The sequence below is a fragment of the Wenzhouxiangella sp. XN24 genome, from assembly GCF_011064545.1.
In the GTDB taxonomy this organism is placed as follows: domain Bacteria; phylum Pseudomonadota; class Gammaproteobacteria; order Steroidobacterales; family XN24; genus XN24.
Genome location: NZ_JAAMFG010000034.1, coordinates 649,202 through 663,901, shown reverse-complemented (window position 1 = coordinate 663,901; position 14,700 = coordinate 649,202). Strand labels below are relative to the sequence as shown.

The 14,700-nt window shown below is 66.0% G+C and carries 13 protein-coding genes; 8 read left to right on the top strand and 5 right to left on the bottom strand.

The genetic code is table 11. From position 1 onward, the window contains the following. Nucleotides 1-5 precede the first annotated feature (5 nt). The 5 genes from G6032_RS10815 (at nt 6) to G6032_RS10795 (ending at nt 8,619) form a co-directional block, all read left to right on the top strand. Nucleotides 6-770, top strand: a complete 765-nt coding sequence (locus tag G6032_RS10815) for a transposase (protein ID WP_240902119.1) — start codon at nt 6-8, stop codon at nt 768-770. Nucleotides 771-924: 154 nt separating this feature from the next. After that, nucleotides 925-2,745: a translational GTPase TypA gene (gene typA, locus G6032_RS10810; protein WP_165282118.1), complete on the top strand. Its 1,821-nt coding sequence runs from the start codon at nt 925-927 to the stop codon at nt 2,743-2,745. A 238-nt stretch (nt 2,746-2,983) separates the two neighbouring features. After that, nucleotides 2,984-6,547, top strand: a complete 3,564-nt coding sequence (locus G6032_RS10805; protein WP_165282117.1) for an EAL domain-containing protein — start codon at nt 2,984-2,986, stop codon at nt 6,545-6,547. Between the two features lie 88 nt (nt 6,548-6,635). After that, nucleotides 6,636-7,490 carry an N-formylglutamate amidohydrolase gene (locus G6032_RS10800; protein WP_165282116.1) on the top strand — a complete coding sequence of 285 codons (855 nt, stop codon included), beginning with the start codon at nt 6,636-6,638 and terminating at the stop codon, nt 7,488-7,490. Continuing rightward, a complete protein-coding gene (locus G6032_RS10795; RefSeq protein WP_165282115.1) occupies nt 7,480-8,619 on the top strand; it encodes a carboxylate-amine ligase in 1,140 nt (379 codons plus the stop codon). The genes G6032_RS10800 and G6032_RS10795 overlap by 11 nt, the downstream gene beginning before the upstream one ends. A 77-nt stretch (nt 8,620-8,696) precedes the next feature. On the opposite strand, the gene G6032_RS10790 is transcribed toward G6032_RS10795, so the two are convergent. The 5 genes from G6032_RS10790 to G6032_RS10770 form a co-directional block, all read right to left on the bottom strand. After that, on the bottom strand, nt 8,697-9,182 hold the full coding sequence (locus tag G6032_RS10790) for a hemerythrin family protein (protein ID WP_165282114.1): 486 nt from the start codon (nt 9,180-9,182) through the stop codon (nt 8,697-8,699). Nucleotides 9,183-9,367: 185 nt separating this feature from the next. Then, on the bottom strand, nt 9,368-10,042 hold the full coding sequence (locus G6032_RS10785) for a DUF3299 domain-containing protein (protein ID WP_165282113.1): 675 nt from the start codon (nt 10,040-10,042) through the stop codon (nt 9,368-9,370). Between the two features lie 87 nt (nt 10,043-10,129). After that, nucleotides 10,130-11,392, bottom strand: coding sequence for an ABC transporter permease (locus tag G6032_RS10780; protein ID WP_165282112.1), 1,263 nt, complete (start codon nt 11,390-11,392; stop codon nt 10,130-10,132). After that, nucleotides 11,392-12,150, bottom strand: a complete 759-nt coding sequence (locus G6032_RS10775) for an ABC transporter ATP-binding protein (protein ID WP_276610976.1) — start codon at nt 12,148-12,150, stop codon at nt 11,392-11,394. Before G6032_RS10775 ends, G6032_RS10780 begins: the two co-directional genes overlap by 1 nt. Nucleotides 12,151-12,155: 5 nt before the next feature. Further along, a complete protein-coding gene (locus tag G6032_RS10770; RefSeq protein ID WP_165282110.1) occupies nt 12,156-12,695 on the bottom strand; it encodes a DUF2796 domain-containing protein in 540 nt (179 codons plus the stop codon). A gap of 337 nt (nt 12,696-13,032) precedes the next feature. Between G6032_RS10770 and G6032_RS10765 the strand changes: the two genes are divergently transcribed. The 3 genes from G6032_RS10765 (at nt 13,033) to G6032_RS10755 (ending at nt 14,684) form a co-directional block, all read left to right on the top strand. Continuing rightward, complete coding sequence (locus G6032_RS10765) at nt 13,033-13,386, top strand: helix-turn-helix domain-containing protein (protein WP_165282109.1); 354 nt, start codon at nt 13,033-13,035, stop codon at nt 13,384-13,386. A gap of 8 nt (nt 13,387-13,394) precedes the next feature. After that, a complete protein-coding gene (locus G6032_RS10760) occupies nt 13,395-13,973 on the top strand; it encodes a hypothetical protein (RefSeq protein ID WP_165282108.1) in 579 nt (192 codons plus the stop codon). Between the two features lie 120 nt (nt 13,974-14,093). After that, entirely contained in the window at nt 14,094-14,684 is a 591-nt protein-coding gene (locus G6032_RS10755) for an SCO family protein (protein ID WP_165282107.1), read from the top strand. Nucleotides 14,685-14,700: the final 16 nt, after the last annotated feature.

The window sequence follows — 14,700 nt, the reverse complement described above, 5'->3', positions numbered from 1 at the left end:
GACCCATGCCGCGCGCCAACCGCGTATTCATCCCCGGCCACGTCTGGCATATCACCCAGCGCTGCCACCAGCGCGAATTCCTGCTGAAGGCGCGGATCGATCGTCGGCGCTGGCTCTACTGGTTGTTCGAGGCGCAGCGTCGCTATGGACTGTGCGTGCTGAACTACATCGTGACCTGCAACCACATCCACCTGCTGGTGCGCGACCAGCGCAACGGCGAAATCGCCGCGGCCATGCGGCTCGTGGCGGGGCGGACCGGGCAAGAGCACAACGACCGCCGCAAGCGGAGCGGCGCCTTCTGGCAGGACCGGTATCACGCGACCGCGGTCGCGAGTGACGGCCACCTGCTCCGGTGCATGAGTTACATCGACCTGAACATGGTGCGCGCCGGGGTGGTGGCGCATCCGTTCGAATGGCCGGAGAGTGGTTATTGCGAGTTGCAACGGCTGCCGCAACGCTACCGGATCATCGACACCGCGGCGCTGTGCGCGCTGGTCGGGTGCCAGTCGCCAGAGGCGCTCAGGCGTCGCGCCAGGGCCTGGACCGAACGTGTGCTGGGGGAGAGTGCGCCGGTCCGCCAGCCCGAGTGGACCGAAAGTGTGGCTGTCGGGAGCAAGCGATTCCTGCGCACGGTCAAGGGGGATCTCGGCCCGCGGGCCGTGTCACGCGCCATTGACGAGGCGTGGGGTGTGTCCTGCCTGCGCGAGGCGCCGCCCGATTACTCCAGCGCGACGGGGAGACGTCATCCGGCCGGCCGCGCGGACGATTGATAGAAATGGTGAAAAAGTAACCTTTTCAGCGTAATATACCCGGCTGCCTTAGAAAGCGAATTTACGGGGGTAAATCGCGTCCTAAGGGTCTCCCGAGGGCTGTTTTTCGGCCCTTTTCTTTTTTGCAACAGGCACTTGCCACGGTCCGACCCGCATGAATCTTCGCAACATCGCCATCATCGCGCACGTAGACCACGGCAAGACGACGCTCGTGGACAAGCTGCTGCGCCAGTCGCAGACGCTCGCGGACCGTGAGGAGCTGCAGGAACGGGCGATGGACTCGAATCCGCAGGAGCGGGAGCGCGGCATCACGATCCTGGCCAAGAACACGGCGATTCGCTGGAACGATTACCGCATCAACATCGTGGATACCCCGGGGCATGCCGACTTCGGCGGCGAGGTCGAGCGCGTGCTGTCGATGGTGGACTCGGTGCTGCTGCTGGTCGATGCAGTCGACGGGCCGATGCCGCAAACGCGGTTCGTGACGCGCAAGGCCTTCGACCACGGCCTGCGTCCCATCGTCGTGATCAACAAGGTGGATCGCGATGGCGCGCGGCCGCATTGGGCGGTGGAGAAAACGTTCGACCTGATGGACAGCCTCGGCGCCAGCGACGAGCAGCTCGACTTCCCGACCGTGTATGCCTCGGCCTTGCTCGGCCGCGCGGGACATAGCCCGGACGAACTTGCGGACGACATGCAGCCGTTGTTCGAGACGATCGTGTCCCGGTGTCCGCCGCCCGACGTGCGCCATGACGGGCCGCTGCAGCTGCAGGTCAGTGCGCTCGATTACTCAAGCTACGTCGGCGCGATCGGCATCGGCCTGGTGAAGCGCGGCAAGATCACGCGCAACAGCCCGGTGACGGTGGTCGGCGCGGACGGCTCGGTGCGCAACGAGAAAGTCATGCAGGTCTATTCGTTCCTCGGCCTGAAGCGGGTCGAGGTGGACGAGGCGGAGGCCGGGGAGATCGTGTGTTTTGCGGGGCTCGATCATCCGCGCATCTCCGACACGCTGTGCGAGCCGGGCAAGCCGGAGGCGTTGCCGCCGCTGACGGTCGATGAACCGACCATCCAGATGACCTTCGAGACGAACGATTCGCCGTTCGCCGGGCGCGATGGCAAGTTCGTCACCAGTCGGCAGGTGCGCGAGCGCTTGTATCGCGAGGCCGTGCACAACGTCGCGTTGCGCGTGGAGGACACGGAGGACGCGGAGCGTTTCCTGGTCTCCGGTCGGGGTGAGCTGCACCTGTCCGTGTTGCTGGAGACGATGCGCCGCGAGGGGTACGAGATGGCGGTGTCGCGGCCGAAGGTGATCAAGCGGCTCAATGCGGACGGCGTCTATGAGGAGCCGTGGGAGCTGGTGACGCTGGACGTCGAGACGCGCCACCAGGGTGCGACGATGGAGCAACTCGGCGCGCGTGGTGGCGACCTGCTGGACATGGTGCCGGACGGGCTGGGCCGGGTGCGGCTGGATTACCGCGTGCCGAGCCGCGGGCTGATCGGCTTTCAGTCGGATTTTCGCAGCATGACCTCGGGCACCGGCCTGATGCATCACGTGTTCGATCGTTATGCTCCGGTCAAGGCGGATCGGCTCGCGCAGCGGACCAATGGCGTGCTGATCTCCAACGGCACCGGCAAGGCGCTCGCCTACGGTTTGTTCAACCTGCAGGAACGCGGGCGGCTGTTCACCGGTGCGGGCGACGAGGTTTATGAGGGCCAGGTGGTTGGAATCCACAGCCGCGAGAACGACCTCACCGTCAACCCGCTGAAGGCCAAGCAGCTCAATAACATCCGCGCGGCGTCGAAAGACGAGGCGCTGACGCTCAGCCCGCCGATCCGGATGACGCTCGAGCAGGCCATCGAGTTCATCGACGACGACGAGCTCGTCGAGATCACCCCGGCGGCGATTCGCGTCCGCAAGCGCTTCCTCAAGGAGCACGAGCGCAAGCGCGCGGGTCGGACCGCGACAACTGCCTGATCCCCAAAGGCTATTCCCAAAATTTCAGCCGATTTAAGCAGTTAGAGCGCACTTTGCGCGCGGTTTATCGCGCGCTAAGCCTCAAGCTCGGCCCCCTCCGGCCGATTACTTACCTCAGTTAGATGGCGAAAAAGCGCTGGGAAAACCGCTTCTAAGCGCTGTTTTTGTGGGGAAATACATGGGTTATTTTATATAACTCATAGACTTAGGGCGGTCCGACCCGCCCCGAAGGGGCTCAATGCATCCGATCCTGCGCAAGCAACTCCAGTCAGCGCTCAGCCTGGCTTCGCCCGAAAAGGCGCGGCTGGAGGCGTTGGTGGCGTCGGTGCATCGGCAGTACCGCAGCTACGAGAAGGAGCTGAAGTCCCTGGAGAGCCGCCTCGCGGAATACGAGCGGCAAGATAACGCGCCAAGCACGCCAAGCGCGCCGACCGAGGGCGAGGACGGCCTGCGGGTGCTGCTGGACAACATCAAGGACAGCATCCTGTCGGTGGACGCCAACGGCCGGATCCGCTCGATGAACGTCACCGGCGAGCGCATGTTCGGCCGCGAGGCCGGCGACCTGGTCGGCGAAAGCATCGGCACGATCCTCGTCATGCCGCCAGGCCGCCGCATCACCGACTACCTCGCCGAGCTCGCCCGCGTCCGCGAGAACACCCAGCTCGACCTGTCGCCCACCAGCGGCACCGGCCGGCGCGCCGACCATCGGGAGTTCCCGGTCGATCTCCTCGTCGCCAGCGCCACGGAAAACGGCGGGCGCAAGATTTTCGTGCTCGCCATCCGCGACATGAGCGAACGGCTCGAAGCCGAAAGCGCACTGCGCGAGAGCGAGGCACGCTACCGCTCGCTCGTGGACAGCGCACCCGAGGCCATCGTCGTCCTCGACCCCAAGACCGGGTACTTCGCCGACGGTAACGAAAAAGCCCTCGAGCTCTTCAAGGTCAATCGCGCCCGCCTGCTCACCAGCAGGCCCGAAGACCTCAGCCCCGACGTGCAACCCGACGGCCGCCCCACGCCCGAAGCTTCGAAAGAACGCATCGAGTCGGTCCTGGCCGGGCGCCAGGAGCAGTTCGAGTGGGTGCACCGCAACGCTGAAGGACAACCGATTCCCTGCGAGATCCGGCTCGCGCGCATCGAGTTTGGCGGGCGCCACATGATCCGCGCCAGCGTGCTCGACATCCGCGAGCGCAAGCACGCCGAGCTGCGGGCCTACGGCGAGCGCATGATCCTCGAGCGCATCGCGGCAAACGCCCCGCTGACCGACATCCTGACCGCGGCGGCCGAGGCGCTGACCCGCATGGTGCCGGAACTGCACCCGGCGCTGTATGTCCTCGACGAGAGCCACAACGAACTTAAGATGCGGGCCGGCCCCAACCTGCCCGAGTCCTTCCGCGCCGAAGTCGAGCGCATCTGCTTCAGCGATTTCGAGAATCACGGCCTGTTCCCTGGTCCGCAGGAAGAGACCGTGTGCACGGCCGACATCGGCACCGCGCCCATGTGGGCGGCGCATCGCGAGCGGGCCCTGCGCCACGGCTACGCGGGTTGCTGGTCGGCCCCGATCCATGACGCGGACGGCCGCGTGCTCGGCGCCTTCGCCGTGTACATCAAGGGCGCGAAGACCTCCCTGACGCAACACCTCGACCTGTTCAGCCGGATCATCCAGCTGGCCGGCATCGCGATCGCCCGCAAGCGCGCCGAGCGTGCGCTCAGGGTCAGCGAGAGCCGCTACCGCGGGCTGTTCGAGAAAGTGCTCGACGGCGTCTACCAGGTGTCGAAGGAAGGGCGATTCATCTCCTGCAACCCGAGCCTCGTGCAGATGCTCGGGTACGACTCGGCCGGCGAACTGATGGCGCTCAGCAGCACGGCGGAACTCTACATCGATCCCGACGAACGCAACCTGATGCTCGAGGCGCTGTACCGCGAGGGCAACCTGCGCAACGCCGAGCTGCGCCTCCGGCGCAAGGACGGCAGCGAGATCGTCGTCCTGGAGAACGCGCGTACCCTGCTCGACGAGACCGGAATGATGATCGGCCACGAGGGCACCCTGTCGGACATCACCGAGCGCAAGCGCGCCGAGCTCGAAGTCTACGCGCAGCGCGAGCGCGCCCAGGTCACGCTCAACTCGATCGCCGACGGCGTCATCACCACCGACAACGAGGGGCGCGTCGATTACCTCAACCCGGTGGCCGAGACGCTGACGGGCTGGTCGCTCGCCGAGGCCCGCGGCCGCCCCGTGCGCGAAGTCTTCATGCTGCGCCACGAAACACGCGGCCACACGCTGGAGAACCCGGCGGAAGTCTGCCTGCGCGACGGGGCTCTCACCGAGGTGGGCCAGCACTCGATCCTCATATCCCGCAACGGGCGCGAGATCCCCATCCAGGATTCCGCCGCGCCGATTCGCGGCACCGGCGGCGAAGTGGCGGGCGTGGTGCTCGTGCTGCACGACGTCAGCAAGGAGCGGCAGCTGCGCCGCCAGCTGGCCCACCATGCTGCACACGATTCCCTCACCGGGCTGATCAATCGTCGCGAGTTCGAGATCCGTCTCGAGGAGGCGCTCGCCACCGCCCGCGCCGGCGCGTCGCACGTGCTGCTGTATCTCGATCTCGACCAGTTCAAGGTCGTCAACGATACCTGCGGCCACACGGCCGGAGACCAGTTGCTGCGCCAGGTGACGACCCTCATCCGCACCTTCGTGCGCGGCACCGACACCGTCTCGCGACTCGGCGGCGACGAGTTCGGCGTGCTGCTGCAGAACTGCTCCCTGGAGCGCGCCGTCGAGATCGCCAACGAAATGCGCAGCGCGATCCGCGATTATCGCTTCGTCGCCAAGGAAGCCGCCTTCGACATCGGCGTCTCGATCGGATTGGTGGCGATCCAGGAAGAATCCGAAAGCATCGAGAGCCTGCTCTCCGCAGCGGACGTCGCCTGCTACTCGGCGAAGGACCTGGGCCGCAACCGGGTGCATGTCTACCAGCACGGCGCCGCGCCCGAACGGCACGCCGAGATGCAATGGGTGTCACGCATCACGCGCGCCATCGACGAGGATCGCCTCGAGCTGTATTTCCAGCCCATCGTCGCCATCGGCGACAACCCGGACCGGCGCGGCCACTACGAATTGTTGATCCGCATGCGCGACGAGCACGACCGCATGGTGCCGCCGAACGCCTTCATTCCGGCGGCCGAGCGCTACAACATCATGCCGATGGTCGATCGCTGGGTGATCACCCAGGCGCTCGAGCAACTGGCCTACAAGCCGCAGGACGGCGGGGACGATGAAGGCTACACGCTCTCCATCAACCTCTCCGGCACCTCGCTCAACGACGACAAGTTCCTCGAGTTCGTCCTCGCGGCGATCGAGGAGCACCAGCCGCCCGAGCGCACCATCTGTTTCGAGATCACCGAGACGGCGGCCATCTCGAATCTCGGCCGCGCGGTCCACTTCATGAACCAGCTGAAAGCGCATGGCTGTGAGTTCTCGCTGGACGATTTCGGCAACGGCCTGTCGTCGTTCAGCTACCTGCAGAACCTGCCGGTGGACTACATCAAGGTGGACGGCAATTTCGTGCGCAACATCACGACCAACCACGTGCACCAGTGCATGATCGACGCCATTCATCGTGTCGGGAAGGCGATGGGCATCCGCATGGTGGCGGAGCATGTCGAGTCGCGCGATGCGCTCGAGATGCTGGCCGGCATCGGTGTCGAGTACGTGCAGGGCTTCCACATCGCGGCCCCGGCGCCGGTGTCGGACTTTCCGCGCTTCCAGGCCCGCGGCGGCCAACCGGCGCTGCGCCTCGCCTGAACATCCCCGGAGCCGGCTGCGGTCATTGCCCGTTTCGGCATCTCCCCCCGCGCGGTACACTGCGGCGATGACAAGGATTTCGGGCACCATGCCCGGCGCCAAAGGCGAGGCCGCAGGATCGGCGGGGACGGCGGCGTCCGGACGGCAAAGCGCACTGATCGGACCGGGAGAGCCGGGGCCGTTTCGCGTCCTGAACCCGCATGGCCGGGCGCGGCTGCTGGTGGTCTGCGATCACGCGAGCCGGCGGATTCCGGCCGCGCTCGACGATCTCGGCCTGGACGAGCTGGCGCTGGGTCGGCACATCGCCTGCGACATCGGCGCGGGCGCGGTCGCGGAACTGCTCTCGAAACGGCTCGATGCGCCGGCCGTGCTGGCGGGGTACTCGCGGCTCGTCGTGGATTGCAACCGCGGCCTGGACGATCCCACCTCGATCCTGGCGGTCAGCGACGGCGAGTTCATTCCCGGCAACCAGGGCTTGAGCCGGGACGACAAGGCGGAACGCGCCCGCCAATTCTTCTATCCTTATCACCAGGCGATCCGTCGCCGCCTCGAGAGCTTCGAGCGGCGCAACATCGTGCCGGCGTTCGTCGCCGTCCACAGCTTCACGCCGATCTTCAAGCGGGTCCGCAGACCGTGGCAGATCGGCATCCTGTGGGACAAGGACCCGCGCATCCCCGTGCCGCTGCTCGACAAGCTGCAGGCCCGCGGCATCGCGGTCGGCGACAACGAACCCTATTCAGGCAAGGCGCCCGCGGACCACACGGTGGACCACCACGCGGAGGGCGGCGGCCTGCCCCATGTTTCCATCGAGATCCGCCAGGACCTCATCGATCATCCCGAGGGCATCACCCGCTGGGCGGGCATTCTCGGGGACGTGCTCGAGGAGATCCTCGCCGACGAGACGCTGTACCGGAAATTTGGGGAGACAGGGGATGACAGCTAAGGAACCGAGTTTCACGATCGGCGTCGAGGAGGAATACCTGCTCGTGGACCGCGAGACGCGCGATCTCGTGACCGACATGCCGGAGTCGATGATCGAGGATTGCGAGCACGAGATGGAGGCCCGCGGGCAGGTCAGCCCGGAGTTCCTGCGTTCGCAGATCGAGGTCGGCACCAAGGTCTGCGAGAGCATCGCCGAGGTGCGCCAGGAGCTCGGGCGCATGCGCGAGTGCGTGGGCCGGGTCGCCGAGCGCCATGGCTGCGCACCGATCGCCGCCTCGACCCATCCCTTCGCGCGCTGGCTCGACCAGCGCCACACCGACAAGGAACGCTACGACACGCTGGGCCGCGAGCTGCAGGCCACCGCGCGGCGGCTCCTTATCTGCGGCATGCATGTGCACGTGGGGATCGAGGACGAGGAGACGCGCATCGACCTCATGAGCCAGTTCGCCTATTTCCTGCCGCATATGCTGGCGCTGTCGTGTTCCTCGCCGTTCTGGGAGGGCGAGAACACGGGCCTGAAGTCGTTTCGCCTCACGGTGTTCGACGCGCTGCCGCGCACCGGCATGCCGGAGACCTTCGCCAGCTGGGCAGAGTACGCGCGCCACATCGAGGTGATGGTGGACGCGGGCCTGATCGAGGACGGCACGAAGATCTGGTGGGACGTGCGCCCGAGCGCGCGTTACCCGACGCTCGAGACCCGTGTGATGGACGTGTGCACGCGCATCGAGGATGCGATCTGCATCGCCGCGATCAACGTGTCATTGCTGCGCATGCTTTACCGGCTGCGGGTCAACAACCAGCGCTGGCGGACCTATGCGCGCATGCTGCTGATGGAAAACCGCTGGCGCGCGATGCGCTACAGCTTCGACGAGGGGCTGGTGGATCTCGGCCGCGGCGCCATCGTGCCGCACCGGGACAATCTCGCCGAGCTGATCGAGCTGGTGCGCGAGGATTCGGATGCCTTGGGCTGCACCGCGGAAGTCGAGCACGCCTTCACCATTCTCGAGCGCGGCACCAGCGCGCACCGCCAGGTCGCCGCCTATGAACGGGCCCTCGCCGGCGGCGCCTCGCAGCGCGAGGCGCTCGAGGCGGTGGTGGATCTGCTCATCGAGGAGTCTCGCGTCGGCTGAAACCGCGGGCCCGCTGAAATCGCAGGCCAGGCGAAACCGCGGCCCACGCGAAACCGCCGGCCGGGTGAAATCGTGCGTCACATGAAATTGCGCGGGTAGGCCTTGAGGTAGGGCAGCAGGTCCTTGTCCGACTTCAGGACGTGATTGATCACCCACTCGCGCGCCAGCGCCAGCACCTCCGTCTCCAGCCGCTGGCGCACTACCTCGGGGTCCTCGGCCGTCGGTCGCGGCACCTCGCCGTCCTGGTCGGCATCTTCGGGCGACGGCCCGAGTTCCTCGATCACGCGGGCATGGAGGGTTTCGAGCCGTGCGACGATCTCGATGTGCTGTCGCCTGTGCGGCAGGTAATTCGGATAGTTGATCTTGAGCTGGATCTGTTCCTCGCGCGAGAAATGATCGGCCGTGTAGTCCACGAGCTGGCGGAAAAACGTGGGCAGGTAGCGCATGAGTTCGGGCTTGCTCAGCGCGAGCTCGATGGAATTGAACAGGGCCAGCAGGTACTTGTGGTCCTGGTCGATCAGGTCATTGCCGGTCGTCATCTGCGAACGCCAGACTACGGGCATGGGGACTGTCCTTGTGGTTGCCCGGCAGGGGCAAACAGCGGCGCAGGGGCGCACGAATGGCCCGGCCATCGTTACCTTTTATGTATCGGCCGCCGGGCGCTGTTCTTGAGTGTCGGCCACTGGTCAGTCGCGAGCGTTCACCAGTCGTCAGTGCTGAGTGTCAGCCACTGGTCAGTCGCGAGCGTTCACCACTCGTAAAGCGTCACGCCGTGGGCGTACATGCGGTAGCCGGAACGGCCCATCTCCGTGTCGATCTCGGCGATCTCGAAGCGGCCCTCGACCCAGATCGCTTCCATCATGCCGTACTCGGTCACCGGCGGGTCGGCGATGACATGAATGATCTGGTTGGCCGGCGGCGGGGGCGTGTGGATGCACGCGCCGAAATAGGGCACGAGCAGGAACTCCCGGAAGCTCTCGGCCTGCCAGTCGAGGGGCACGAGGAAGCCGGCGATACGCCCCGCGGTGCCGGACAGGGCCTCGTTGGTCGGCGCCTCGTCCCAGGCCGCCCGGAGCGTCTCCAGCGCCTCGATCGCGCGCGGGTCGGCGTCGTCGAGCGCGTCGATGTCCAGGCCCTCGAAGATTTCCAGTGGATTCCAGTCCGCGGGCATGAGGGAGTCCCACTCGATTTCCGGATACTCCGAGGCGCGCTCCATCATGGCCGGCGGGAGGCGGTCGCCGATCGCAAACTCCGACGTGCCGGCCGAGGCGGCGGAAGCATCCTGCGGAGCGGACGGCGGCGCGGCTTCGTCGAGAGACGATCCCGCGGTTTCGTGCGGTAGTTCCGGCGCGCCCGGCACGAGCAGGAACACCATCGCACCGACGACGACCGCTGCGGCGAGCCATCCGAGAAGTTTCGTCATTGCGCGTCTCTCATGGGTATCCCTATCCGTGTCCGTATCTGTGTCTGTGTCTGTGTCCGTGGGGGCGGTTTTCCTGAGGCTGCCGCACTAGACCCGCGGGGTCAGGCCGTCGGCCAGGGAGATGCGATAGGCGCGCCAGCCGGGCAGCAGGCAGGTGAGCATGCTTACCAGCAAGACCAGTCCGAGTAGCCGGAGTTCCCGCAGGCCCGGCGCGACGAGTTCGAGGCCGAGCCCCAGGCGGGACTCGACGAGGGGCGCGCCGAACACCAGCAGCGCCGTGAGCAGCACCAGCCCCAGCAGCACGCCGCTCAATGTCACGAGGCCGCCCTCGAGGGCGAGCAGGGCGAACACGTCACGCGGGCGCGCCCCGCTGGAACGCAGGATCGCCAGTTCGCGGCGCCGCTGGTCGAGTCCCGTCAACATGGCTGCGACGAGGCCGACGAGGCTCACCACCACGACCAGCGCGGAGATCAGCAGCAGGGCCTGCTCCGCGACCCCGACGAGCTGCCACAACTGCGCAAGCGCGACGCCCGGGAGCACGGCCATGAGCGCTTCTTCCTCGTCTCGGTTGATCTCTCGCTGGATGCGGAACACGGCGGCGCGGCTTTCGAGTCCCACGAGGAGGGCCGTGATGTTCTTGGGCTCCAGGTCGAAGCGCGTGACCTGGTCGGCGGAGATCTCGAGCCCGGGCAGGGGCGCGCCGCCGACCCAGTCCAGATGGATGGCTTCCATCGAGGCGAGGTTGATGTGCACGCTGCGATCGACGGGCGTCCCGGTGCGCGCGAGCACGCCCACGACGGTGAACGGCTTGCCCGCATGTTCCATGAGGCGCGTGCCGCCGAGGCCGTGGCTCAGGGTGATCGCGTCGCCCTGGACATAGCCGAGTTGCGCGGCGACCTCGGCGCCGATCACGGTCTCGAACAGGTCGCCGAAGGGCCGGCCGGAGGCGAGGCGCAGGGACTGGCGATCGCCGTGTTGGAAGTGTACGAAGTAGTCGGGCGTGGTGCCGACGACCGGGTAGCCGCGATGCGAGTCGCCGAGCGAGATCGGGATGGTCCATGCGACGGCCGGGTGGGCGGCGATGCGTTGTGCGCTGGGCCAGCTCATGTTGTGCGTGGCTTCGCCCAGGCGGAAGACGCTGTACAGGACGAGCTGCAGCGGGCTGGAGCGTGCGCCGACGATCAGGTCGGTGCCGGAGACCGACTGCGCGAAGCCGTCGCGGACCTCGTGGCGGATGCGTTCGATGCCGAGCAGCAGCGTGACGGCGAGGGCGATGGCGAGCATCGTGAGGCCGAGGCTGTAGCGGCGATTCCACGCGCTCAGCAGGGCGAGCTTGGCCAGGCCGGGCATCAGGCGGCCACCACGCGGTTGAGTGTCGCGAGGGAACGTTCCTCGTCGAAGCCGGCGGCGAGGCGGCGGTCATGGCTGACGAACAGCAGGGCGGCGCCGGCGGCCAGGCATTCCTGGCGCAGCAGGGCGAGAAACGCGGCCTGGCGTTCCTCGTCGAGCGCGGACGTGGGCTCGTCGGCGAACACCAGTTCGGGGCGGCCGATCAGGGCTCTGGCGGCGGCGACGCGCTGCTGCTGGCCGACGGAGAGCGCGGTCGCGTCCCGGCGCCACAGCGTGGGGTCCAGATCGAGGTGGCGCAGGAGGCGGCAGGCCTCGTCGTGCAGGGATGGCGATTGCTCGCGGGCGCGGGCTGCGCGGCGTGTCGAGAAGCGGCAGGGCAGCAGGACGTTGTCGAGCACCGACAGGTAGGGGATGAGGTTGAACTGCTGGAAGATGAAGCCGATGTGATTGGCGCGGAAGCGGTCGCGGGCGGCGCCGGAGAGCTGGTCGAGATCGGTGTCGAGCAGGCGCAGTTCGCCCTGGCCGGGGCGCAGCACGCCGGCCAGCAGGTTCAGCAGCGTGCTCTTGCCGCAGCCGCTCGGGCCGTAGAGAAACACGTGCCGGCCGCGTGCGATGTCGAATGCCGGCAGGTCGAGGCACGGGTCACCGCCGGGCCACGCGAAGCGCAGGTCGCGGACGCGGACGACCGGGTTGTTGTCGGCTGCGGTGGTGGTGCCGGTGCCGGTGTCGGTGTCGGTGTCGGTGTCGGTGTCGGCCAAGGTCATCAGCGCAGGTTGAAAATGTTGTCGTCCGGCTCGAGGCCCGCGGCCACCTGGCGACCGGGGAGGGCGGCTTCGGCGTCGATGCGTTCGAGGCGGGGGAAGGCTTCGAAAAGGACGACGGTCAGATTGTTGAGCCGGGCCGGTTGTGCGCAATCGAAGGTGTACTCGGCGTAGAGGTCGGCGTGGGCGTGGTGGTCGTGGTCGTGGTCGTGGTGATGCTCGTGGTCATGCGACGAGTGGTCTTCGAGGATGGGAGACTCGATGTTCGTCGAAGCGGGCGTGCATCCCGCTGCGGCGGTCGCCAGGAACAGTTCCGCCGGGCGTTCCAGCGTGGCGACTATGTGCTCGAGCGCAGCTTTCTGCGCCTCGGTACGCGGGGCATGCTCGAATCCCGCGAGATTGTCGAGCGGCGACGACAGCGCGATGGTCAGGGTCTGCTCATCGAGCGACACCGTGAGCCGCGCCAGTCCGTGCACATGCGGCTCGCTGGCCTGCGCCGACGCCACCATCAAGAGTAAAACGGAAACAGCGGGTCGGACCATCGTAACCTCCTGTTAAGAATCGGAAAAAGCAAGTTTTAGCCGGGTTTTGGAGCCTTAGACGCTATTTTTGGCCGGGAAAAACGCGGGCTAAGGAGAAGATTCTCCCATAGTCCGCAGCACCCCATTCAATCCCGCCAATTTGCTCCAGGTCGCTGATCGGTCGTTAGAAGCAGAATTCTGCCGCGAAACTTGCACGCTAAGCGCCGAACAAGGCCCTTTTTTTAACAAAAAGTTAGGTGAAACATAGTGTTGTCACGGTCCGACCCGCCCTCCTGCCCTCCCGCTGGACAGTCCACCCGGATATTAGGTAGAGTCACCCAAATATAAGGTGGTTAATATGACGACTCAAGCAACGATTTCTGAAGGTCCGCTTATCGGCTTGTTCGGGAGCGAGTCGGCTTACCGTGTGCTCATGTACCTGGAAAACTACGGTCAGGGGTACGCCTCGCAGATCGCAAAGACATTTGGTTTTTCGCTCAGCCAGGTCCAGAACCAGCTGCGCAAATTCGAGGACATCGGGTTATTGGTGAGCCGGCGCGAAGCGACCGCGCGCGTGTTCTATTTCCGTCCGAGCCCCATAACAGAGGCCTTGCGGGCGTTTCTCCGGGAAATGCTCACTCGACTTCCTCCGGAGGTGATGGAACGCGATTTCCGGGAGCGCCGCCGCCCGCGTCGTTTTGGCAAAAATTGAGGACCAGCATGCGGATCACGCCGACGACATCGCTGCAGGAACTCGCCGCGATGGTTTCCGAGACACTCGAAAGCCACGGCATTCTGGCTACGCTGTCCGGCGGGGCGGCGGTTTCCCTTTACACCAGCAACCGCTACATGTCAGAGGACCTGGATTTCGTCACGGGCGCCCTGGTCAAGGAGCTCGCAGCCGCTCTGCAGCCCTTGGGGTTCACGCACTCCGGCCGTCCTCGGATGTCCGTCTTCACGCACCCGTCGACCACCTGGTATCTCGAGTTCCCTCCATCGCCGATCAGCTTTGGGAGCCGGTACATCAGTCCGGATCAGTGCGTGTTGATGCCAACGCGGCTGGGCAACATACGTATCATCAGTCCAACGCACTCGGTCATGGATCGCCTGATCGCAGCAGCCGTCTGGAAAGAACCGCAGTCGATGGAGCAGGCGGTGATGGTGGCGGAGTCCCAGGCTGACAGGATCGACTGGCCGGACTTGCAGAGATGGATACTGGAGGAGGGCATCGCCGATGATCGGCACATCCAGTTGTTTTTTTCGCGTCTGAACGGCAATAAGCGGGTCGGACCGCCATAACCCCATGATTTAAATAAGAAAAGATGCGAAATTACCCTGCTCTGGCGCTTTAGACGCCATATTTTGACCCGAAAAATGCGATCTAAGGCAATCGCGGTGGATGCCGCAGGAGGGCGGAATATGCTCAGAACTCACCTGGTCCTGGCGCTGGTGGCGTTGTCGGCGCTCGTCGGCTGCAGCGAAGAACGCGTCGATTCACTCTCGTTGCAGCATGCCCGCCTCGCCGATCCCCCCTGGTCGATCGAGACATTCGAGCTCGTCGACCACACGGGTGCCTCGTTCTCGCGCGATGACCTGGAAGGCCGCTGGACACTCCTGTTCTCCGGCTTCACGCACTGCCCCGACATCTGCCCTGCCACGCTCGGAATCCTGGAAACCGCACAGCAGGAGTTCGACCGGAGCCCCCCGTTTCGCACGGTCTTTGTCAGCGTTGACCCGGAGCGCGACACGCCGGAACGCCTCGCCGAGTACCTGGCCTGGTTCAACGAAGACTGGATCGGGGTGACCGGCGAACGCGACCAGCTCGAGCGCCTGCTGGGAAGCCTGCAGATGGCCCATGTGCGCGTGCCCACCGGCAAAGGCGAATCCACCTTCGACCACGCCACAGCCGTCGCGCTGATCGACGCGCAGGGCCGAATGGCGGCCTACTGGCGACCGCCTTTCGACGCAGCCATGCTGCGCGAAGATCTCGCCGGCCTGCCCGCGCCCTGATCCCGGGCCGGGAAGG

Bases quoted from the DNA above. Each gene is read 5' to 3' on its own strand.
- G6032_RS10815 (WP_240902119.1), top strand. From the start codon at position 6: ATGCCGCGCGCCAACCGCGTATTCATCCCCGGCCACGTCTGGCATATC.
- typA (WP_165282118.1), top strand. From the start codon at position 925: ATGAATCTTCGCAACATCGCCATCATCGCGCACGTAGACCACGGCAAG.
- G6032_RS10805 (WP_165282117.1), top strand. From the start codon at position 2,984: ATGCATCCGATCCTGCGCAAGCAACTCCAGTCAGCGCTCAGCCTGGCT.
- G6032_RS10800 (WP_165282116.1), top strand. From the start codon at position 6,636: ATGCCCGGCGCCAAAGGCGAGGCCGCAGGATCGGCGGGGACGGCGGCG.
- G6032_RS10795 (WP_165282115.1), top strand. From the start codon at position 7,480: ATGACAGCTAAGGAACCGAGTTTCACGATCGGCGTCGAGGAGGAATAC.
- G6032_RS10790 (WP_165282114.1), bottom strand. From the start codon at position 9,182: ATGCCCGTAGTCTGGCGTTCGCAGATGACGACCGGCAATGACCTGATC.
- G6032_RS10785 (WP_165282113.1), bottom strand. From the start codon at position 10,042: ATGACGAAACTTCTCGGATGGCTCGCCGCAGCGGTCGTCGTCGGTGCG.
- G6032_RS10780 (WP_165282112.1), bottom strand. From the start codon at position 11,392: ATGCCCGGCCTGGCCAAGCTCGCCCTGCTGAGCGCGTGGAATCGCCGC.
- G6032_RS10770 (WP_165282110.1), bottom strand. From the start codon at position 12,695: ATGGTCCGACCCGCTGTTTCCGTTTTACTCTTGATGGTGGCGTCGGCG.
- G6032_RS10765 (WP_165282109.1), top strand. From the start codon at position 13,033: ATGACGACTCAAGCAACGATTTCTGAAGGTCCGCTTATCGGCTTGTTC.
- G6032_RS10760 (WP_165282108.1), top strand. From the start codon at position 13,395: ATGCGGATCACGCCGACGACATCGCTGCAGGAACTCGCCGCGATGGTT.
- G6032_RS10755 (WP_165282107.1), top strand. From the start codon at position 14,094: ATGCTCAGAACTCACCTGGTCCTGGCGCTGGTGGCGTTGTCGGCGCTC.